We start from the raw sequence: 20,036 nt of genomic DNA on the forward strand, positions 1-20,036 counted from the left end.
GTTTTGCCAGTAACAAAATGTCAATAGTTTTTTAATCACTTTTTCAAAAAAGGCAAAAAAATAGAACGTATAGATTATTTCCATACGCTCTATCTCATATTTCATATTAAATTTTTGAATTCTACAAACTTGAAATTAGCGATTTCTTTTTCCGGTATTCTCTGTCCCACGGATTTCCTCATGATAGAAATAATCTACGATCACCGGATGCCCCTGCGGGACTCTGCCATAAGGCATTTCATTATCCACAAAGGCACAATCATACTTCTTAGCCATTTTCTCAGCTTTAACTTCAAGTGCTTCAAAGTAGCTACGGTTATGCTTGTTATAGATCTCGTCGTAAAGTGGTACAAGATCAGGATATTTTCCGGCGATATAATCCATAATTGTCTTTTTGAAACCGCCTCGAAGATTGAGATTTTCGAGCCAGAACAGATCGCACTGATCCTTTACCCGCTCAAAGATTGCTTCAAAATCCGTGATACCGGGGAATACCGGGGATACGAAACAGACTGTACGGATACCTGCTTCATATACCTGCTTCATAGCAGAGATACGGCGCTCAATGCTCGAAGCAAAGTCCATATCGTTCTTGAAATTTTCATCTAGTGTGTTGATCGACCATGAAACGGTTACACGTCCAAGCTTCTTCAGCAGATCAATATCCCGTACCACAAGATCCGACTTTGTGCAGATCAGAATATCTGCGTCACTGCCGATCAGCTGCTCCAGAAGTTTTCTGGTATTCCCGAATTGCTCCTCCTGTGGATTGTAGCCATCTGTCACAGAACCGATGACCACCCGCTGTCCGGCATATTTCTTCGGATTTTTAATTTCCGGCCAATGCTTCACATCAAGGAAAGTGCCCCATTCCTCCTTGTGCCCGGTAAAACGCTTCATAAAAGAAGCATAGCAATACTTGCAGGCATGTGTACAGCCCACATAGGGATTGACTGAGTAACCGCCTACCGGCAGACTAGACTTAGTCATGATGTTCTTTGTTTCCACCTCACGAATGAGGATTCCATTTATTACTTCTTCCATGATTTCTGTACCTCTAACACTTTATTAAATTCTTCCGGCATTTCCTGAATCATATTTTCATCCCCTATGATAGGGACAAGGTCTTCCTTCATAAATACCGGAACGCCGAGCTTATGTGCCTGGTCCGTCAGAGACCATGCCCATTCCGGCTCCGTATGAATCTTCCTGCTCTGAGCTCCGGTCATGGTGCCGACAACGATCCAATTGATTCCGGAAAGGTCAACTGTGCCGGGATCGTCGAATAACGGCTCAAAGGTAACATGGTAATGTTTTGCTCTGACATTTTTCCGAAGGGCGTCGATACGCCACAGTTCTGCTTTTCTCGTCACCGTAACGCCAAACCATGCGTTTTCCAGATCGGTATCAAAATCCAGCAAATCAGGTCGCTTGGTAAGGAACAGGAACTGATGCTGTGGATTTTCACGGATCTTTGCAAATACCTCGTCTCTCCATTCCGGCTTCCATCCGGAGAGATCGCTCATCCCGGTAAGAAGAAAGTTCTGCGGACGTTTCTTTTCCATCATCTTGAGCTTACCCGGAAAGAATTCCGGGTAAGCGAAGTCATCAATCATATGCCAGCGTTTCACGTTGTTGCGGGCATAGCAATATGTACACCCCACTGTGCAGCCAATGACGATATTCATGTTCTGAATCTGATCTTTGATACAAATACTCATGACTTCTGCCACTCCTCAAGATTCTTTCTGATGCGGTCGAGGCATTCCTCAAACCAGATAATTTCTTCCTCTGAAAAATCTTTGTAGTAAATACTGCCCATCTCATCAGATACAGAATCGTACTCACCCTTTAAGGCATGTGCTTTCTCAGTCAGAAACAGGAGTGTTTTCCTTTTGTCCGTTTCAGACTGAACACGGCTTATCAGTCCTTGATTTTCCATTCTTTCCAGCATCGTAGTAAGAGATGTTATCGCTAATCCGCATTTAGTCGAGAGTGACCTGATTGAGATACCATCCTCCTGCCACAGCACATAAAGAATACGCCCCTGGGCTCCATTAAACGCATCAATATTCTTTTCACTGAGAATCTTCTCGAAAATCCGGTCTCCAAGCTGTTTTATTTTGGTGACAAGAAATCCTCCATTCATTTCCATACAAAAGCTCCTATATAGTAGTTTATTAAAAACATACTATATAGGAGCTTTATTGTCAACAGTTTATATGTCTTAATAGGTAAATTCCGTTTTTTTTCAATTCTCCAAACTGGAATTGTTCAAGCTTTTCAAATACTAACGTCCTTAATTCTGTTCAATAATTGATTTATAGTAGTTACCAAAGTCAGCAAGTGAATTAACAATTGGAAGCATTTTTGTTCCGAGTTCCGTTAAGCCGTATTCAACTCTCGGTGGCTGCTCATGGTAATCGTGGCGATATGCCAGCCCATCACTCATCATTTGTCTTAAACTATCTGTCAAAACCTTTTGTGAAATACCATCTATACTTCGTTGTAGCTCATTGAATCTCCATGGACGCTCTTTTAAGTTACGCAAAATCAGCAGTTTCCATTTTCCTCCGATAAGAGATACTGCTGTTGCAACTGGGCATTCCGGTAATTCTTCTTTTGCTCGCATAATTCTCACCTCCGAGTCTATTGTAACACATTCATTTTTGAGTGTACAGTTACAAAAAGGTGCGTACTTGTTTTTGTATGTGCCTCACACTATACTAATACCAAGCAACCAGAAACTACAAATTAACTATGGAGGTATTATTATGGCAAATTACACAAAAATAACTATTGAAAAGGAAAGCCGAATTGAGCTACACGAAAAGTTGTCTTTAACTGGTGCAGAAATCAGTTTAAACGAACTACCTGCAGGAGCAAATGTACCATTTGTTCATTCTCATAAAGAAAATGAAGAAATCTATGGAATTCTTTCAGGTAACGGCAAAGTCATAATTGATGGAGAAGAAATTAGCCTTTCAACTGGAGACTGGCTAAAAATCGCACCTGCTGCCAAGCGTCAGTTTTTTGCATCCGATATTTCTGGAATTACTTATATCTGCATTCAGGTAAAAGAAAATTCTCTGGAACATTTTACAGCAGAGGATGCCGTAATCGGCTAATTAAAAGTATTTATTTACAAAAATGCACAGTTCACGATAAGCTAAGAACTGTGCATTTCTTTTTTGTTCAATATTACGTTTACTCTATAGTATTCGTATGTACAAAGTTTATTTTAACATTTCCATAATCCATGTAAATTGCAGTATGCATATACTTCCTCCACCTGCTCTCCGTCACAAAGACAGAAATCTGCAACCGGCTCCTGTCCTGGATTTAACTGTTTTCTATAAACGCCCTGATTGGTATTTAATGTAATCCATTCAATATATTCTCCCTTAATAATTCTCTGCACGTACTTCAAAATAACTCTGCGGATGATTGCATACCGGACATACCTCTGGAGCCTTTGTTCCGACTACAATATGTCCACAGTTACGGCATTCCCATACCTTAACTTCGCTCTTTTCAAATACCTGTGCAGTTTCAATATTCTTAAGAAGTGCACGATATCTTTCCTCATGGTGCTTCTCAATCTCACCTACTGCCCTGAATTTTGCTGCAAGCTCAGGGAAACCTTCTTCCTCTGCTGTTTTAGCAAAGCCATCATACATATCTGTCCACTCGTAGTTCTCTCCTTCTGCAGCAGCAGCTAAGTTTTCTTTTGTATCACCAATTCCTGCTAATTCCTTGAACCACATCTTTGCATGTTCTTTCTCATTATCTGCAGTCTTCAAAAACAATGCTGACATCTGCTCGTAACCTTCCTTTTTCGCTACAGAAGCAAAATAGGTATACTTATTTCTTGCCTGTGATTCCCCTGCAAATGCCTCCTGTAAATTCTTCTCTGTTTGTGTTCCTGCATATTTGTTTGCTGCCATCTCTTTTACCTCCGTTTTCTTTACTACTTTTTCAAAATCTGATGCCGGGTGCTTGCACAAAGGACATATAAAGTCATCTGGTAATTCCTCGCCTACATATTCATATCCGCAAATTCTGCAACGCCATATTGTCTGACTGTCCTCTGTTTTTCCAACCTCCTGTGGCTTAGGCTTAATATTATTCTGATAATAATCATATGTTACTGAAGGAACATTGCTTAAAACTTCCATATCGGTTATCTCACCGATAAACATCGTATGTGAACCCAAGTCCTCTGTTTTAGTAACTGTCACGGAAATGTATGCATTTGTACCTTCTGTAATATAATAAATACCATTTGTGCCCCTGGCACACTGCTCAAATGCTTCAAACTTATTGGTATCTCTTCCTGATTGGAAGCCAAAATGTTTGAACAATTCAAATTGTGCCTTCTGACTTAAGACTGATACAGTAAATTTTCCGGTTCTTTGAATCATATCATGCGTATAATTTGCCTTATTTACACAGATACTTAACTGATTTGGTTCCGAAGCTGCCTGAATGGCTGTATTAATGATGCATCCGTTATCTTTTTCTGCTTCTTTAGCGGTCAATATAAACAGTCCATAACTCAACTTATACATTGCTTTCCTATCCATGCTGTTCCTCCTTTACCTTCTCCCTGCATTTCGGACAAATGCCTTTAAATGAAATATCATAATCCACAAATTCAATTCCATGAGTGTTATGAATTCTTTCCAGCAAATTTATTTTGCGTTCAAATACATATTCTGAATCTGAAGATAAATCAGACCTAAACGAATATCCGAGTCTGTCAAATTTCTGAATCTCCACCGGATTTTCAATATTATTTTCCGCTATGAATCTGACCATTTCACCACGAGCCATCTTGGCATAGGTACCTTTTGTTACCAATTTATCTCCGGATAACTCACAAAATACAATCGTAATATATCTGTCCTGTGGTGTCAGATACTTTTCTATACATTTTGAGTATTCTTTTGATGCAAGATTAATGATAATCCTACTGTCATCGATTACTGAGTGGTATAACAATTCTCCCCAGTACTCATACAGATTTTTTGCATCTCCAATTCCAACCTTTGCCTGCATTTCAAGACGATAAGGAGTCACACCATCCATTGGTTTTAAAATGCCATAAAACGCAGACAAGATTCTTAAATGATTTTGCAAATACTCAAACTGCTGGATTTCAAACACAGATGGTGCCATATATTGAAATGCAATCCCTTCATATGCTAAAACAGCCGGAGTAAGCCTGTTATAAAGATCCATATTTTCCAATCTGTTAAAGTTCTGCTCTGCAATCTTGTCATTACATTTCCATATAGCTTTCAGTTCTTCTTTTGATTTGCTTTTCATCCAGTTTAATACTTCTGCTGTCTTATCAATATAGACAGGCAGCTCAACCGGTGCTAAGTTATCGGTATCTACAATCATCTTTTTTGCAGGTGATAAAATAATCTTCATTATGCCAATTCCTTAAGCATATTTTCAGGATCATCTGCCGCCTTGACTTTATCATTTGCCTTTATAATGATTCCCTGCTCATCAATAAGATATGTAGTTCTTACTACACCCATAGATACTTTTCCATAATTTTTCTTTTCTTTCCAGACATCATATGCTTCAATAACTTTACGCTCCGGATCTGCTAATAGCGTAAATGCCAGTCCGTATTTTTCTTCAAATCTCTTGTGAGACGCTACAGAGTCCTTGCTTACTCCGAGAATAACAGCTCCCTTCTCAGTAAACTGTGGATAACGCTCAGAAAAGCCACATGCCTGCTTCGTACATCCTGGTGTATTATCCTTTGGATAAAAATATAAAATTATTTTTTTACCTAAATAATCACTTAATTTATGCACTTCTCCGTTCTGATCCGGCAATTCAAAATCCGGTGCTTTTATTCCTAACTCTAACATTTACTATTCCTCCGCTTTTGTATTTTCCACCTGTTTTCTTGTTCTTTTATTACCTGAAATCATTTTATGTCCCGTATACATAGACATGATCATACATATAAGAGTGCTACACGCAAAATACCTATGACCTGATTTGGATCCTTTATATCCAGTATAGAAAGTTCCAATCATAGTAATTAACGCTCCGATTGACCAATGCTTATGTACTTTCATTTTATACCTCCAAATTGATTAAGCTGTTTCCAAAATAAATATCTCTGGATCATTAACAATATTATACATTCTATCCATCACTTTCGACAAGCAGAGAAAGAAATATAATCAATCCATCCGGATTATACTCAAGTGTTTCATTGATAAAAGCATGTAAAATTTCTTTTACATAGCTTAATTGCGGTCTATTTAGCTTGTTTCTTGACTACTCAGGAAAAATATTTCTACCCTCGCCCCACCTGTATTTTCAGAATTTGAAAGTTTAATACCTCCACCATATTTTTCAGCCACAGTTTTTGCAAAAAATAGTCCCATCCCATAATGGGCTTCGCCATTTCTACTTGTGTCATCCATAAAAAACTGCTCTGTGCCATGCAATAATGCTTCTTTTGTAAATCCTGATCCGCTATCCTCCACAATGAATGTCAGCCGGCCATCCTGCTCCTTTGCGTCAATATAAATGATTCCATTTTCTTTTGTATGCTCCACTGCATTCTGAATCATATTCATTACGGCCCGGAACATTGGATCATAAGCAATCGTTACCTTTTTATCACTTTGTCCCGCCTTCCAATCTATTTTCTGGTGATAGATTTCTACCAGTCCGAGTGCCTGTTCCTTTATATCTGCGAAAAAATCTTCTAACCTCACCGTTGTATAGGTAACATCACTGCAATTCCATGATTTTGTGACATCTATCAACTGTTTTACATAACTTTGTATCTGTGTTGTGCCGTTCAAAACATAAGTGATATTATTCTTCTGTTCTGTGGTCAGTTCAGTCTCTGAAAGTAGTTCTGCATTTCCCCGTACAATCGTAAGAGGTGTTTTAATATCATGCGCCAAAGCAGACATCTGTTGTTTCTTTTCCTGCTCTGTTTTCCACTGCTTTTCTAAAGATTCTCGCAATGCATCTCGCATATCATCGATTGCCGATAAACAGTCATCAAACTCTTTGATACCGGAACAGGATGTCTCATATTCCAGATTTTGATCCTTTATTTGTCTGATTGCGTCTAATACAGGCTGCATCTGCTTTTTGATTCTTTTTCCAAAACGTATGGACGGAATGATGATAATCGCTACCGCTCCAATCACTGACATAATACTCATCACATTCTGTGGTCCTATAAAATGCTCCCTCAAAAAAGCTGAATGATATTGAGGTGTCAGGCGATATTGCAATACAACATATTCATTTTCCCTTACAATTACTTTATAAAAATATTTCCCGGATGCGTTTCCGTACTTTGCAACATTCCATGCTATCTGTTCGTATTGTTCTGACAGATCTCCACCTATTTTCTCTCCATTCTCTGAAAAGATTACATAATCACAAAGTGCGGGAATCATCTCAGCAGTCACTTTATCTGCACGTAGAATCGTATCATATGCTTCATTAATCTTTTGCTCTGCATAATTTGCCGGATAAATACAGCCCACACTAATCAAAAGGTACAGCAGCAGATAAGCAACAATCACCAAACCAACTAATGATCCAAGCATGACCAGTACATATCTCATAAAAATCCTGCTGAGTGCATTGCTTCTCTTTACTCTTCCCATTTATATCCAATCCCCCAGACTGTTTTTATCGGTGTATAATCATAATCCGCAAATTTTGCTCTTATATTTTTGATATGCGTGATTATAGTACTGTCATTACTCTCATTGTCAAAGCCAAAGACCGCTTCCAATATCTGTTCCTTCGAGAAAACCTGTCCTCTGTTTTTAGCCAGAAATTCACAGATTTCGTACTCCGCTTTCGTAAGAGGAAGTTCCTTATCATCAACCAATAGTTTCTTTTGAGATATTTGAATACAGACCCTCCCCCAAACCATCCGGACAGAATGTTCCCTGTGCTCTCTTCTAAGATGTGCATTGATCCTTGCCCGAAGTTCCATCACTCCAAATGGCTTTGAAATATAATCATCTGCTCCTAAAGAAAGTCCGTTTACCAGACTGTTTTCCTCCGTTTTTGCCGTAAGAAACAAAATCGGACAATCCACAAGTGCCCTGATTCTTTTGCATAATTCGAAGCCATCCATTCCAGGCATCATAATGTCCAGTAAAATCAGGTCATAACGATGTAATTCTTCCATATTAATTTTTAGTGGATTACTTACTTTGGTAACCAGATGTCCATCCTTATTCAAAATGCTTTCTATCATTTCCAAAATTGCCGGTTCATCATCAACTGCCAGTATTTTTGCCATAGTTTCCCTCGATTCTATTCCGATATTCTGTTTCCTTCCCAGTGGTTTACCCACCAAAAATAGTATACCATACTAATCCCTGTAAATATTAAGCAACCTGGTATGAATGACAACCATTCACCTACACTAGTTTCTCCCAATACAGATTGCAGATAAGTATATGGTACTCTACCCGTCCAGCAGACAAATACATATTTCCACACATAATCTCCAAGTCCGGTAAGCATCAATGCACTAATTAGTCCTGATATAATCCCTGCTCCAATGGATACCCCTTTTCCAAACTGAAAAGCCAGAATCAGCTGCCACAGATAAAGTGGAACACTGCTTCCCCACAGCAGCAATGCTGCAAATATACATCCTTTCATGATTTCGATATCGCTTGATGCGATTCTTCCAAATCCAATTCCGAATATGATTGCTGTCAATAGGATAGAGCACAGACACAAAACCAGTAGCATCAACAGTTTCGATAAAAATGCTGCAGGTTTATCCGGTAAAGACAACAGATTTTGAAAATCACCTGCATTTTGTTCCTGTTCCATCACACTTGCTGTAAAAATTCCAATAAGTACCGGAAGTCCTGCTCCTATCGCCTGATAAAATGCAATCACTTTCATATTTTCATTCCATGGTGAAAAAAAGTAATATATTAAAAATATAACGCTGGTTATAATCGGAATCAGTAAGTGTGCCAGAATCACAGATGTTCCTTTCATCTTTCGCAAGTCTGCATTAAGAGATCTTCCAATCATCTTATTTCACCTCTCTTCTCTCAAACCATTTCAAAAACAGAACCGTTACAAAAACAAACCAGATGATTGAGAGACACATTCCCGGAACAATGACTCCCGTATCCAAAAGAGGATTCCCTACTTCTGCGGCAAGTCCATTTGGTAAAACATGAAGCAACGGGCACATCATTCGCATAGGGATTGCAGAAACAAGTACATACCAGATTCTGGTTTGTGATATTACCACACCGCTGACGGTAATAAATAGGCAGACGAACAGGTTTACAATCATTCCAAATCGTTCACTTAAAAATAAAGCTACCGGAATCTCCCATAACTCAGAAACCGTCAGAAACAATACTGCAATCAACGCTCCTCCAACCGGAACATGTGTCGTTAGAAGAAAGCCTCCAAGCGTTGCTCCTGCAAACACAATCACATTAGAAAACAAAATCATGTACCCAATATAAATAATTTTCCCCAGCAACAATTTTCTTCTGTCTGTGGGAATAGTCATTAAATGATAGTATTTTATCTTTTTCTCCTGCGCCACAGAAAGATAACAAAATAGAGCAATCATCCCCGGCAGCAAAAGTGTATACCACCAGTTCCAAACACTTTCTGCATAAGCATTTGTCATCCCAAGAGTAAATATAAATGCCATGACAAATGTAAGAAGAGGAAATCCCCAGATAAACTTTTTTCGCATGGTTCTTTTGGCTTTTTGATGTTCTGCTTTTATAATATTAACCATGGATTTCACCTGCTTTCTGGTTTTTTCTTACCACATTCATAAACAAATCTTCAAGATTATCTCCCTGCTTTAATGCTCCTTCGTATCCTAAGATTCCACCTGAAATAATCCCGACTTTATCTGCAAGTAACTGTACCTCTGAGAGAATATGACTGGAGAGAATTACAGTGATTCCCTGTTCCGGAAAAGACCGGATCAGCTCTCGTAATTTCTCGATGCCTATTGGATCTAATCCATTCGTAGGTTCATCCAATATCAAAAGTTCCGGTTCTCCAAGCAATGCCATTGCAATGCCTAGTCTTTGCTTCATCCCCAAAGAAAACTGTCCTGCTTTCTTCTTTCCGGTGTTTGTAAGTGATACAATCTGCAAGACCTCATCAATTCTGTTTTCATCTGTACCAAGCAATAATTGTCTTACCTTCAAATTCTCTCTGGCGGAAAGATTTTCATAAATAGGCGGATTTTCAATTAACGCTCCTATTTTTGATAAATCTTTCCTATCCAAAAGTTTTCCATCAAAGTAAATCTTTCCTGCAGTTGGTTTCATCATACCGGTCAGCATTTTCAATGTGGTAGATTTACCAGCGCCATTCGGTCCAAGCAGTCCATAAATCTGTCTCTTTTCGATATTAAGTGAAACATTATTTACCGCTTTCTGTTTTCTAAAATATTTACATAGATTTTGTGTCTGTAACATCATTTCCATCTTTACTATCCTTCCTTCTATATTTCATTTCTTACTGAAATATAACCTAACAGAAAAAAATAAAGATTTGATGAAGATTTATTCCCGTATGGAATAAACCATCAATTGAATATCATTATCAGAACTCGGCTTTCCACTGAAATCAGCAAAGCTGTTACAAATACGAAGTCCTAATTTACAGAATATCTCCGTGATTTCATCCAAACTATATAACCTTATAGGATTTCCTTCTTTCATTTCAGGCTTATAAAGTGCTTCTCCATACATATAGTCTACCTGCCCATATATCAGCGTTTTTCTATCCTTCTCCCATTCAAAAGCAGATAATGTAAGTCCCTTTTCTCCTGCATCCCATAACTTGCAAGGGAAATGTGTTTGGGCATAGCTTCCATTCATGATATCCATAAAGTGCTTGCATATTATAAATCTCCTTCGCTCCAACCATATTGCAACAAAAAAAGGAACTCCCTCTTAGATTTTCTCCAAAAGAAAGTTCCTTTTTATGTTATTTTACGATATTCAAAATTTATCTACTTTTTCAACTTCATGTCTCTTCATATCAACTTACAAATTTGTTGCAGTATTTGTTGCAGTACACATTTTTTCTGCTCGCTGTATAGAGAGATTAATATAATTTTGCGCCCGCCGGAATATGATTATCAACCATCAAAAGATGAAGTTTTTCTTCTCCCTCTTCCTCATGGATTGCCGACAACAACATACCGCAAGATTCAATTCCCATCATTGCTCTCGGTGGAAGATTTGTGATTGCAATAAGTGTCTTTCCAACTAGTTCTTCTGGCTCATAAAATGCGTGAATACCGCTTAAAATCGTACGATCTGTGCCTGTTCCATCATCAAGAGTGAACTGTAACAGCTTCTTTGATTTAGGTACTGCAATACATTCTTTAACCTTAACCGCTCTAAAATCCGACTTGCTAAATGTATCAAAATCAACAAATTCTTCAAACAAAGGCTCAACCTTTACTTTAGAGAAATCAATAACTTCTTCTTTCTCTGGTGCATTTTCTACCGCTTTAGTTTCAGCCTTAGCAGTCTTCTTATCAGCATCCAGTGACTTCATTGTCGGGAATTTTTTTGATTTTTCTTCATTACCCTTCGTGATGCTTCGCTGTGCTATTTCTATTAAATTGTCTTCTCTTCATCACCATTCATGATGAATCATTGTCAAATCATATCTGTTGTCAATTTGATGTCATTTGGTTATTTCTGTTGTCAGATGAAAGGGTTCATAAGCCCTTCTTAAAATACATCCATTGTTGCAGCCAAATGTTCAAATGTTTCCTGTTTTTTCTCCTCTGTCGCTTCTGCATAGATATCCATAGTGGTCTGAATATCCTTATGCCCCATGATCGACTGGATTATTTTCAGGTTTGTTTCTCTTTCACAAAGCCTTGTGCAAAATGTGTGTCTCAAGCTGTGCGCTGAAAAATCCGGCAACAGCACCGGCTCCCGATGCTCTTTTTTTGCCTCTATTTCTTCTGTTGCGTTATAAGCAGATGAGATTCTCTTGATTGCTCGATTGACTGACTGGGCATTCATTATATTTCCATAACGGTTACAGAAAACAAAGCCTGTCATTCCGTCAATCTCTGCATCTGTCCAGCCATTTTCTTTCTGCTCTTCCCAGATCATTTCAAAAGCATCTTTCACTGTATCCAACATGGGAATCGTACGCATTCCGGCTTCTGTTTTCGGCGTCGAAATGTGATTTTCCGATGCCCGGTCTTCTCCTACCGGATAATACGTCAGATTATGATTGATGCTGATAATCCGCTTCTCGTAATCAATGTCTTCCCATCGAAGCCCTAAAACTTCTCCAATCCGGCACCCGGTTCCAAGAAAAATCGTAAAAATCGGCCACCAGTGAAAATAAATCGGATGCGCAGCAATATATTCCATAAATGCTCTCTGCTGTGGAATTGTCAGTGCATGTCTCACACCGGTCTTCATGCCTAAGTTTTTCTTTAATTCTGCCATGACTCCATCCGTAGGATTTTTTCTGATAATGTCATCCCTTACAGCCAGTTGAAAAGTTGGATGCAATAACGTATGAATGGTTTCCAATGTGTTAATCTTCAGTTCCTGCTTCTTGGTCAAATGATTATAGAACTGCACCACATCAGAATACTTAATCTCTGCTATATTCCGCTTTCCAAATGTATCCCGGATAAATCGGTCATACATATAAAGATAATTACTCTTGGTCGTTGGTTTCAGATTGTTTTTGAGACTCATGTAGCGGTCAAATACAAAATTTACTGTAGCCTTTCCGGCAACATAAATATCCAGACCGTCCATCTGGTCTTTCATGAGCTGTGCTTCTTTTTCTCGAAGCGTTACAAGGTCTTGTGCATAAACATACTTACGTCTTCCAAGGGGATCTGTATAAGTATATACATACCTCTCATCGGAACGTCTCTGTGATTCACCTTTCCGCAAGACTCTGCCTCGCAGATCTTTTCTTGTCTGTGCCATATAAAATCCTCCTTCAATAAAGGAAGGACTTCATGTTATTCAGGTCTGTTCAAAATTCTTTCCAGTCCCTGCAGGACAACTTCTGTCACAGTCATTTTGTGCTTTCCGGCATAATCGCAGATACGCTTATACATAGAATCTTCCACCCGGATACTCAATACTTTCTTTTTTACATTTTCCGACTTTGGTCTTCCTGTCTTCGCCATATCTGTTCTTATTCCTCCACATCTTCATTATAGTTTTCGTATGACAAAAAGTCAATCCCTGTTTTTCGTCCTTCCACAATTTTTTCTTCCCTACGCAATCCGGAATGTCTCCAGATACTTTTCAAATATCTCACAGTTTACAAGGGCAACCTTGTCAATCTTATACACTGCTTTGGCTTCTTTCGCCAGCTCCTGGAATTTCGTCAGCCCAATGCTGTAAAGCTCTGCCCCTTCCTGATAACGGACGAATTTCTTTGCTATTTTCTTTGTTTTCTCTACATCTTTACGTGCATATCCCATACACCGCACCTCCTTTTCTGCATGAAAAAAGCAGCTAACCTATTTTTCATAGACTAACTGCTCGTGTTAAGTTCCATATTCAGTTTTATTCTACAAATCCGACAGTGAAATTCGGTCGTATGCGCCATTTTTCTTATCTTCCGGGTGTGGCTCCAATCCAATAATTGTAATATCTTTCTGGTCTGGTCCATAAACCCAGTACATTCTCATTGCGCCACTGGTTTTATTTTCCAGATAAGATTGCCACACTTTCATTCCGTAACGTCTGGATAATGGCTCTATTTCATGGGTTTGAAGACTCGGATAACCCGGATCAGCCGACAACAGCTTTAAAGCCTTTCCCCATTTTTTATACAACTGTTCTTCCTTCTTTTTTATATTACCGGAACGATATTTCTCCTGCAGATCTAACCAAAGTTCCTGCATTTCAGGAATTCCCATTCGTATATTAAAATTCATCTCTCATTCCTTTTAAAAATCTGACAGGTCAATAGCCTGGGAAACATCGCCTCTTTTAAAATTGCTTACTGCACGATCCATATCTGCCAGAGTTCTGGCTGAAATGCACTCTGGCACTGCCAGTTCCCGAGGTTCCAGAATAATGCAGCCATTTCCATATTCTTTTACATTATAATACTGATAAGCAGCTCCTCTGAGAGTAATTCTTTTTTTGTTATCCAGATGGGCAACATAATCTTTCATTGCTTCCATTATCAACACCTCCTACGCAAGCATTTGTGTGGGAAATCCCACCTCTTATTATTATAATACGCTTTTCTATATTATCTGTCAATCTACTTTTACTTACTCCTGATACTTGAAAGTATTCATGCACCGGCAGACGGCAGGTGGCAGATAGGGTATCTATAAAAATCTGTATTTGCTTCGATGACTCTGCCACCCATCATTCTTTTAATCGAATACTATTCTCCTGCTTTTCATTTACTTGGTACTCCAACTCATTCTTCATTCGGCTTCTCACATCACGCATTGTCCTCCCGGATATTCCCTGCTCCTTTGCCTTTTCGTCTAATTCCCTGATTGAAATTTCTTTTTTATCAGCAAGCAGTTCCCTGATCAATTTTCTCCCTCGCTCCAGCTTTGTTTCTGTTGCTTTTCCTTCTTTTCCATCTAACAATTCATCTGCGGAAATCTCATAAGCTCCCACCCATCGAAATCCTTCTTCGTCTCCCAGTTTAAATGCCATTGTCTCCCCTGGTGGCGCTAGCGAGCTTTTTTCATGAATCAACACCCTTGTGGTTGGATCTTTTCTTACTTTTCCGATGAAAATCAAGCTTCGCACTGCTGCCATAATATCAATAGAACCAAGTCCTCGATAAGTGCTCTGTGTTCCGGAAGATTTATTCAGATGTCCGATCAGCACAATGGCACATCCGGTCTTCTCGGCAATCATTCCCAGTTTTCGGAACACCGGACGCACTTCATTTGCCCGGTTCATATCCACATCTGCTCCAATAAATGCCTGTACCGGATCAATGATTACAAGCCGCACTCGATTCTGTCTGACTGCTTTTTCAATTCGATCATCAGATAGGGTTAATGCTTCTTCCGTATCATCAATTACCATAACCCGGCTCAGATCTGCTCCTGCTTCTATCAGTCTTGGCTTGATAGTGTCACCCATACCGTCCTCTGCTGTCTGATAAATTACATTGAACGGTTCAATATCTTCCATATTAGGAAATAACTTTCGATTGGTACAAGCTGCCGTCAGCATCATTGCAAAATAAGTTTTTCCTTCTCCCGGATTGCCCTGAATGATTGTCAGTTTTCCAAATGGAATATAAGGAAACCACAACCACTCCACACTGGTCTGCTTAATATCTTCATAACATAACATCGGCACCAGTTCTTCTGCTTCTGGTACTTTTATTGTGATTGTTTCTGCGATTGCTTTCTTTCTGTCAGTATTTTTATCACAGAGGATTTCATTCCAGTCTTTTCGCGATGGTTTCAGACGAATTACACTGTATCCTTCTGAGATTTCTCCTGCCAGTTTCTCACAAGCCTCATTCCCTGCCTGGTCATTATCCAGGCACAGGAAAACAGAAGTAATCTGAGGGCGTTCAGAAAGAAAGGTCATCAGTGCCACACTGGAGACTCCACCCAGACTCAGGTAGCTGCGTTTCTTCCAGTCTTTGGGAAACAACTGAATAAAAGAGAGCAGATCAATGGCTGCTTCAAACACAAACAACTGATTATCCGTTCCTCTGTGGCAAAATCCAAAAGCTTTATCAGAACCGGCTACATCTCCACGATATTTCATTTCACCAGTTCCACGGCAATGTGCATATCTTGGAATACCATCTGCATCTCTGCCGATAAATACAACATTATGATGCTTCTTTTCTTCGTAAATATCTCCTCTGACAATCCATTCCATCACCAGATTTTTCTCAAGCTCTCTGCTTTCTGTCAGATACTTTACAATCATTTCATTATCTTTATTTTTCTCCGGTAATCGGAAGTCTTTTGACGGGGCGGGGCAGGACTTCTGCCTGCCTTCGCCTTCTTCCCCGATCAGCATTTTCACTGCTTCCGGGAATGTTGCATAATAAAATTCCATTACAAAATCTACCGGATAACCTCCTTTACTCTGACTATGCCGATACCATCGGTTTCCGGATATCGTTACACTGTCATGCTTTTTCCAACGGTATTCTCTGCCACTTTTTACCAACTGTTCTCCCTGTTCGTTCAGGAAAGAAACAAGATCGGTCTGGTTTGCTCTTGCAATCTGTTCTTCTGTATACTGCATTTTCATCATCCTTTCCTATCTGTCCTGTTGACAGACTGTTATAAACTCATCTCATGGTTCCGTTTTTCCCTCACTGCCTGTTGTTTTGCATCACGCTCTGCACACTCTTTCTTCTTTTCATCCAATTTTCTCAGAAGAGAAGTCTTCTTTTCTGGCTTCTTCTCCTGCTGATTCACCGGCTGTTGCTCTGCTTTACCGCTTTCTTCAAAAATATCTTCCGTCTGAGCTGCGTGAAATGCTGGGAACTTTGTCTGCTTCTCGCTTTTTTCTTCTGAACGCCCGGAAGTATCTGCTTCTGCCATTTCCCGGTCACGTCTGGCAATATCTGCACAGGTCTGTACTTTTTTCACAAAAGCCAACTCATCTTGATATGGCTGCTTATCTGCTTTCAGCTCTTCGATCGCTGTCCGGAGTTCTTCTTTTTCCCGTTTCCATCTGGCAGTTGGCACTTTTCCATTTTTATCCAGATGCTGTTTCAGCTCCCGTTCACATTTGCGATAGTAATTGATTTCTTTCTTATGCTGCTGGTAATATTTCTCCCTTCTTTTCTGAAAATAGAAACGGTTATATTCATCAATCAATGGCTGGTTTATCTTTATTACTTCTGCCATCTTTTGTAGATTTTCCAGTTTCTTTAACTGATCTCGCTTTTCGGAAATCTCTTTTTTACTGACTGATACAACACCATTCAGTTCATCAATCCGTTCCTTCAAGTCATCCATTGTCTCTATCTGATGTGTCTGAAGATAATTGATAGACTTTGCAAACTCCTGTAAGTTGGAGAGATTCTTCCCTCTCCGTTTCATCTCCGCATAGAAATTTGGGAGCGGTAGTCTGCCCTGTGTCTTTTTATCATAATAATCTTGCAGGCTTTCCAGAAGTGTAGGGTTCTGTCTGCGATCCAGTTCTACCTTCATTTCTTCATAAGCTGTCTTCATCCACTGAATGGATTCTTTCAAAGAAATAAACATCTGATTGAACTGTCGAATAGCTCTGTTCAGTTCCCCGATGATTGTTTTAATCCCCTTTTTCTCCATCGCCCGAACTTCATATCCCTCATGTATGGTCGGAATCAAGTCAATTCCCTGCTCTTTGTAAGAACGGTGATCAATTCTGGCTGCCATGTGGCACTCCCGGAATTTTTCATTTACTTTCTCCGTCCACGCTCTTCTCCATTCCTTTAAAAGCTCCGGATCATTCCACCCGGTAGTGGAAACAGCATTGAATATATCCTTCCCTTTAGCATCTTTTATCCGGTTTCCATCTTCATCCAGAACATATTCCCGTTTCTGCTTGTTGCCCCATCTTCCATCTTCTGTAAAAGGACGGATTGGAGCAAGTACATGAAAATGTGGATTATCTGGTTCATCCTCATTCTTTGATTTTCCCTCATGAACTGCCAGATCTACAATCATGCCATGTGCTACGAACTGCTCCCGGCAAAACGCTCTTGCCAGTTCTATATTTTCATCTAGCGTCAGTTCATTTTGCAAAGCAATATCAAAAGAATAAGCTAACTGTGCCCGTTTACTTTTCTCCACCTTTTCTACCTCATTCCAGAGTGTTTCCCGATCAGTCAGACGTTCCGGCACATATTCCGGCGTCAGAATTTCTGTGAAAACTACTCCAGACTTTTTTGTATAGTCATGCGTCTGTCCATAATAATCGTTATAAAGCTTCTGCCCCGAAATATACGCTGCGGAATTAACCACTGTCTGACCTTTTCCTCTGGACACCTGCTTTACCGAAAAATGATACAATGCCATTAACTGTCATCTCCTTTTTCTGCTCTTTCAACTGCTTCTGCAATCTGCTGTTGCTCTTTGTGTAAGGCTGCTATGTAAACCTGTCGCACAATACTCTTGTTGTAACTACTGTTCTGCAACTGTTCCATAACATCCTGAACTTCTTCCTGTTCCAAATCTCTGGATAATGGAAATGCTTTTTCAAACTCTGCTCCTTTAACGATCAATCTGTGGGAACGTTCCTTTCGCTCCACTATCCTTTTCCTCTGTTCAAGAATATTTTTATTGTGGATCGCATGTTCCAGTTCCTTTTTACTTTTTTCCATGTTGGCTCTCAGTTCTTCCAATGACATGGATTCATATTTCGGATTTTTTGCTCTGCTCACTTTCCTGTCCTCCTTTTTCTGTAAACAAAAAGAACCGGTCTTCTCATAAATGCCGATTCCTGGATATAAAAAACAGAGGTCGTTGTTTCACAATAAAGAAATACTGACCTCCGCAATTTTAAAATAGATTAGTTATTACAATAGGATAGGCTTCTTGCCGCAAGGGGAAATTATCCCCTTGTACGAAATCTATGATTTCGCTATATTCCCGGATTGAAATTCTTCAAAGTCAGGAATGGCACCGCAGGTCGCACGATACAGGCAGATGTAATTGCCTGTATAGAAGTGCGCTCTTAGCTTTGCTAAGAGAATTATGCCGTATCCGGCTTGCTATCTTTAATCTGTAAATTCCATCATCTCGTCAATAGTACAATCCATTTTCTTACAAATTTTCTCGACTGTTTCCATTGATACATATTGATTTTTTCCCATCCGGGCAAGGATATTTGCACTAATCCCGGTGAGGTGTTGCATTTCTATTCGCTTCATATTTTTATCAATGAGCTGTTTCCACAATCTGTTATAACTTACACTCATAAATAACCTCCACATTTTTATTAGACAGATTTCTGCTTTTATTAGTCAAACGGATTTTCTCCATCCTTCGCTTCCATAAATCCGTCTTTATCTGTTTTCGGAGTTTCTGATGAATCTGCTCCAGCACCGCTGTCCTTGTTCTGGGCAAATTCATGTTCTTCCACAATCACATCTGTGGTATAAATCGTCTTTCCATCCTTATCCTTATAACTGCCAGTGCTGATGCGACCACCGATCACAATCCGCATTCCCTTGTGAAGATATTTCTGTGCAAACTCTGCACTCTTACCAAATGTTACACACGAAATAAAATCCGCTTCCTGTTCACCATCACGTTTATATTTTCTGTTCACTGCCAGTGTATATCTTGCTACTGCCATATCATTATCTTTTCCGGCATATTTGATCTCCGGATTCTTTGTCAGTCTTCCCATTAAAATCACTCTATTCATAGTTTTTACGTCCTTTCCGGGTATGATACCCTTTAATCATTGTTATTAGTTACTTGTTGCATCAGCGGTCTATTGTGCGTTTCCCTGTCACCTGCAGCCGTCTCAGACTGCCTCTGCCTGCATACACAGGTCACTGATCATAAGGCTTTGATCAACCGCCCATCATCGGGAGTGTCATTATGATTCCGCTTGCTTTCAGAAAAAGAAAGGTCATGGCAGAACTCCTGGTAGGCTTTCAGGGTGCACTTATCAATTGTCAAGGTTCAACAAAGGAACATTCCAAAACGTCCTCTAATTACTAAAGTCAAATGACTTTGCAAGATGCAAAAGATTCGTGATATTTTTTTACATTTTTATCATTTTTTCTTTTACTTTCGTTAGTCCCTTCATATACTCTGTATTGGGAGCGACAAAATCGGACATGATTTTGGGAAATTTTGAAAAATAATTATTCCTCTACCTATAAAGCGTTGGAAATGGTATTTACCAACCCCTTTTTGCAAGTTTTTTGTACATAAATGAAATACTTCTTCGCTAGTTGCATATTCCAGAGAACGTGAGGACATGGATTTTCTTGAAAAATCATTTTTCCACTAATCACATGTGGCAGAATGT

Annotated in this window: 24 protein-coding genes and 4 pseudogenes; 1 reads left to right on the forward strand and 27 read right to left on the reverse strand. The window is 39.4% G+C overall.

The window, feature by feature from the left end:
* Positions 1 to 135: 135 nt before the first annotated feature.
* The 4 genes from NKF87_RS12725 to NKF87_RS12740 form a co-directional block, all read right to left on the reverse strand.
* Positions 136 to 1,044 carry a radical SAM mobile pair protein B gene (locus tag NKF87_RS12725; RefSeq protein ID WP_118378715.1) on the reverse strand — a complete coding sequence of 303 codons (909 nt, stop codon included), beginning with the start codon at positions 1,042 to 1,044 and terminating at the stop codon, positions 136 to 138.
* A complete protein-coding gene (locus NKF87_RS12730; protein WP_253583664.1) occupies positions 1,032 to 1,721 on the reverse strand; it encodes a radical SAM mobile pair protein A in 690 nt (229 codons plus the stop codon). The genes NKF87_RS12725 and NKF87_RS12730 overlap by 13 nt, the downstream gene beginning before the upstream one ends.
* Positions 1,718 to 2,155, reverse strand: coding sequence for a radical SAM mobile pair system MarR family transcriptional regulator (locus NKF87_RS12735; protein ID WP_118364069.1), 438 nt, complete (start codon positions 2,153 to 2,155; stop codon positions 1,718 to 1,720). The genes NKF87_RS12730 and NKF87_RS12735 overlap by 4 nt, the downstream gene beginning before the upstream one ends.
* Before the next feature lie 144 nt (positions 2,156 to 2,299).
* Entirely contained in the window at positions 2,300 to 2,632 is a 333-nt protein-coding gene (locus tag NKF87_RS12740) for a winged helix-turn-helix transcriptional regulator (protein ID WP_008373705.1), read from the reverse strand.
* Positions 2,633 to 2,774: 142 nt separating this feature from the next.
* Here NKF87_RS12740 and NKF87_RS12745 point away from each other — a divergent pair, with 142 nt between their 5' ends.
* Positions 2,775 to 3,128 (forward strand): cupin domain-containing protein, encoded by a 354-nt coding sequence (locus NKF87_RS12745; RefSeq protein WP_118364065.1) that lies wholly within the window; start codon positions 2,775 to 2,777, stop codon positions 3,126 to 3,128.
* Positions 3,129 to 3,241: 113 nt separating this feature from the next.
* Here NKF87_RS12745 and NKF87_RS14555 read toward each other — a convergent pair.
* The 23 genes and pseudogenes from NKF87_RS14555 to NKF87_RS12860 all read right to left on the reverse strand — a co-directional run.
* Positions 3,242 to 3,397, reverse strand: a pseudogene (locus NKF87_RS14555) (desulfoferrodoxin family protein); the annotation flags it as partial.
* Between the two features lie 7 nt (positions 3,398 to 3,404).
* Complete coding sequence (rbr, locus tag NKF87_RS14560; RefSeq protein ID WP_226851432.1) at positions 3,405 to 3,947, reverse strand: rubrerythrin; 543 nt, start codon at positions 3,945 to 3,947, stop codon at positions 3,405 to 3,407.
* Positions 3,948 to 3,989: 42 nt separating this feature from the next.
* Positions 3,990 to 4,586 (reverse strand): annotated as a pseudogene (locus NKF87_RS14565) (flavin reductase); the annotation flags it as partial.
* Between the two features lie 109 nt (positions 4,587 to 4,695).
* Positions 4,696 to 5,439: pseudogene (yaaA, locus tag NKF87_RS12765) on the reverse strand (peroxide stress protein YaaA); the annotation flags it as partial.
* The gene (bcp, locus tag NKF87_RS12770) at positions 5,439 to 5,894 is read right to left on the reverse strand and encodes a thioredoxin-dependent thiol peroxidase (protein WP_026648211.1); all 456 of its coding nucleotides are present in this window, start codon (positions 5,892 to 5,894) and stop codon (positions 5,439 to 5,441) included. The pseudogene yaaA and the gene bcp, both read right to left, overlap by 1 nt.
* Positions 5,895 to 5,897: 3 nt before the next feature.
* Positions 5,898 to 6,107, reverse strand: coding sequence for a DUF6219 family protein (locus tag NKF87_RS12775; protein ID WP_253583666.1), 210 nt, complete (start codon positions 6,105 to 6,107; stop codon positions 5,898 to 5,900).
* Positions 6,108 to 6,296: 189 nt separating this feature from the next.
* Positions 6,297 to 7,673, reverse strand: a complete 1,377-nt coding sequence (locus tag NKF87_RS12780) for a sensor histidine kinase (protein WP_118359963.1) — start codon at positions 7,671 to 7,673, stop codon at positions 6,297 to 6,299.
* Positions 7,661 to 8,323, reverse strand: a complete 663-nt coding sequence (locus tag NKF87_RS12785; RefSeq protein ID WP_253583667.1) for a response regulator transcription factor — start codon at positions 8,321 to 8,323, stop codon at positions 7,661 to 7,663. The genes NKF87_RS12780 and NKF87_RS12785 overlap by 13 nt, the downstream gene beginning before the upstream one ends.
* Before the next feature lie 14 nt (positions 8,324 to 8,337).
* Positions 8,338 to 9,078 (reverse strand): lantibiotic immunity ABC transporter MutG family permease subunit, encoded by a 741-nt coding sequence (locus tag NKF87_RS12790; RefSeq protein WP_005330844.1) that lies wholly within the window; start codon positions 9,076 to 9,078, stop codon positions 8,338 to 8,340.
* Between the two features lies 1 nt (position 9,079).
* The gene (locus NKF87_RS12795; RefSeq protein ID WP_253583669.1) at positions 9,080 to 9,811 is read right to left on the reverse strand and encodes a lantibiotic immunity ABC transporter MutE/EpiE family permease subunit; all 732 of its coding nucleotides are present in this window, start codon (positions 9,809 to 9,811) and stop codon (positions 9,080 to 9,082) included.
* The gene (locus tag NKF87_RS12800; protein WP_253583670.1) at positions 9,804 to 10,517 is read right to left on the reverse strand and encodes a lantibiotic protection ABC transporter ATP-binding protein; all 714 of its coding nucleotides are present in this window, start codon (positions 10,515 to 10,517) and stop codon (positions 9,804 to 9,806) included. Before NKF87_RS12800 ends, NKF87_RS12795 begins: the two co-directional genes overlap by 8 nt.
* Before the next feature lie 78 nt (positions 10,518 to 10,595).
* Positions 10,596 to 10,922, reverse strand: coding sequence for a hypothetical protein (locus NKF87_RS12805; RefSeq protein ID WP_021737749.1), 327 nt, complete (start codon positions 10,920 to 10,922; stop codon positions 10,596 to 10,598).
* Positions 10,923 to 11,142: 220 nt separating this feature from the next.
* Positions 11,143 to 11,610 (reverse strand): annotated as a pseudogene (locus NKF87_RS12810) (hypothetical protein); the annotation flags it as partial.
* Between the two features lie 170 nt (positions 11,611 to 11,780).
* Positions 11,781 to 13,016 carry a tyrosine-type recombinase/integrase gene (locus tag NKF87_RS12815; protein ID WP_055282084.1) on the reverse strand — a complete coding sequence of 412 codons (1,236 nt, stop codon included), beginning with the start codon at positions 13,014 to 13,016 and terminating at the stop codon, positions 11,781 to 11,783.
* Between the two features lie 35 nt (positions 13,017 to 13,051).
* The gene (locus NKF87_RS12820; protein ID WP_172677201.1) at positions 13,052 to 13,222 is read right to left on the reverse strand and encodes a hypothetical protein; all 171 of its coding nucleotides are present in this window, start codon (positions 13,220 to 13,222) and stop codon (positions 13,052 to 13,054) included.
* A gap of 90 nt (positions 13,223 to 13,312) precedes the next feature.
* Positions 13,313 to 13,522, reverse strand: a complete 210-nt coding sequence (locus NKF87_RS12825) for a DUF6462 family protein (RefSeq protein WP_005609464.1) — start codon at positions 13,520 to 13,522, stop codon at positions 13,313 to 13,315.
* A 90-nt stretch (positions 13,523 to 13,612) separates the two neighbouring features.
* Positions 13,613 to 13,981 carry a hypothetical protein gene (locus NKF87_RS12830; RefSeq protein ID WP_015526702.1) on the reverse strand — a complete coding sequence of 123 codons (369 nt, stop codon included), beginning with the start codon at positions 13,979 to 13,981 and terminating at the stop codon, positions 13,613 to 13,615.
* A 12-nt stretch (positions 13,982 to 13,993) separates the two neighbouring features.
* Positions 13,994 to 14,233, reverse strand: a complete 240-nt coding sequence (locus NKF87_RS12835) for a hypothetical protein (RefSeq protein WP_055282085.1) — start codon at positions 14,231 to 14,233, stop codon at positions 13,994 to 13,996.
* Positions 14,234 to 14,426: 193 nt separating this feature from the next.
* On the reverse strand, positions 14,427 to 16,301 hold the full coding sequence (locus tag NKF87_RS12840) for an AAA family ATPase (protein WP_055282228.1): 1,875 nt from the start codon (positions 16,299 to 16,301) through the stop codon (positions 14,427 to 14,429).
* Positions 16,302 to 16,339: 38 nt separating this feature from the next.
* Positions 16,340 to 18,067 carry a MobQ family relaxase gene (gene mobQ, locus NKF87_RS12845; protein WP_148872499.1) on the reverse strand — a complete coding sequence of 576 codons (1,728 nt, stop codon included), beginning with the start codon at positions 18,065 to 18,067 and terminating at the stop codon, positions 16,340 to 16,342.
* Positions 18,067 to 18,432: a DUF3847 domain-containing protein gene (locus NKF87_RS12850; protein ID WP_055282090.1), complete on the reverse strand. Its 366-nt coding sequence runs from the start codon at positions 18,430 to 18,432 to the stop codon at positions 18,067 to 18,069. Before NKF87_RS12850 ends, mobQ begins: the two co-directional genes overlap by 1 nt.
* Positions 18,433 to 18,768: 336 nt before the next feature.
* On the reverse strand, positions 18,769 to 18,969 hold the full coding sequence (locus tag NKF87_RS12855; protein ID WP_055282092.1) for a helix-turn-helix domain-containing protein: 201 nt from the start codon (positions 18,967 to 18,969) through the stop codon (positions 18,769 to 18,771).
* Positions 18,970 to 19,010: 41 nt separating this feature from the next.
* Positions 19,011 to 19,421, reverse strand: coding sequence for a single-stranded DNA-binding protein (locus tag NKF87_RS12860; RefSeq protein ID WP_148872503.1), 411 nt, complete (start codon positions 19,419 to 19,421; stop codon positions 19,011 to 19,013).
* Positions 19,422 to 20,036: the final 615 nt, after the last annotated feature.

Source organism: Dorea longicatena, assembly GCF_024168045.1.
Taxonomy (GTDB): Bacteria; Bacillota; Clostridia; order Lachnospirales; family Lachnospiraceae; genus Dorea_A.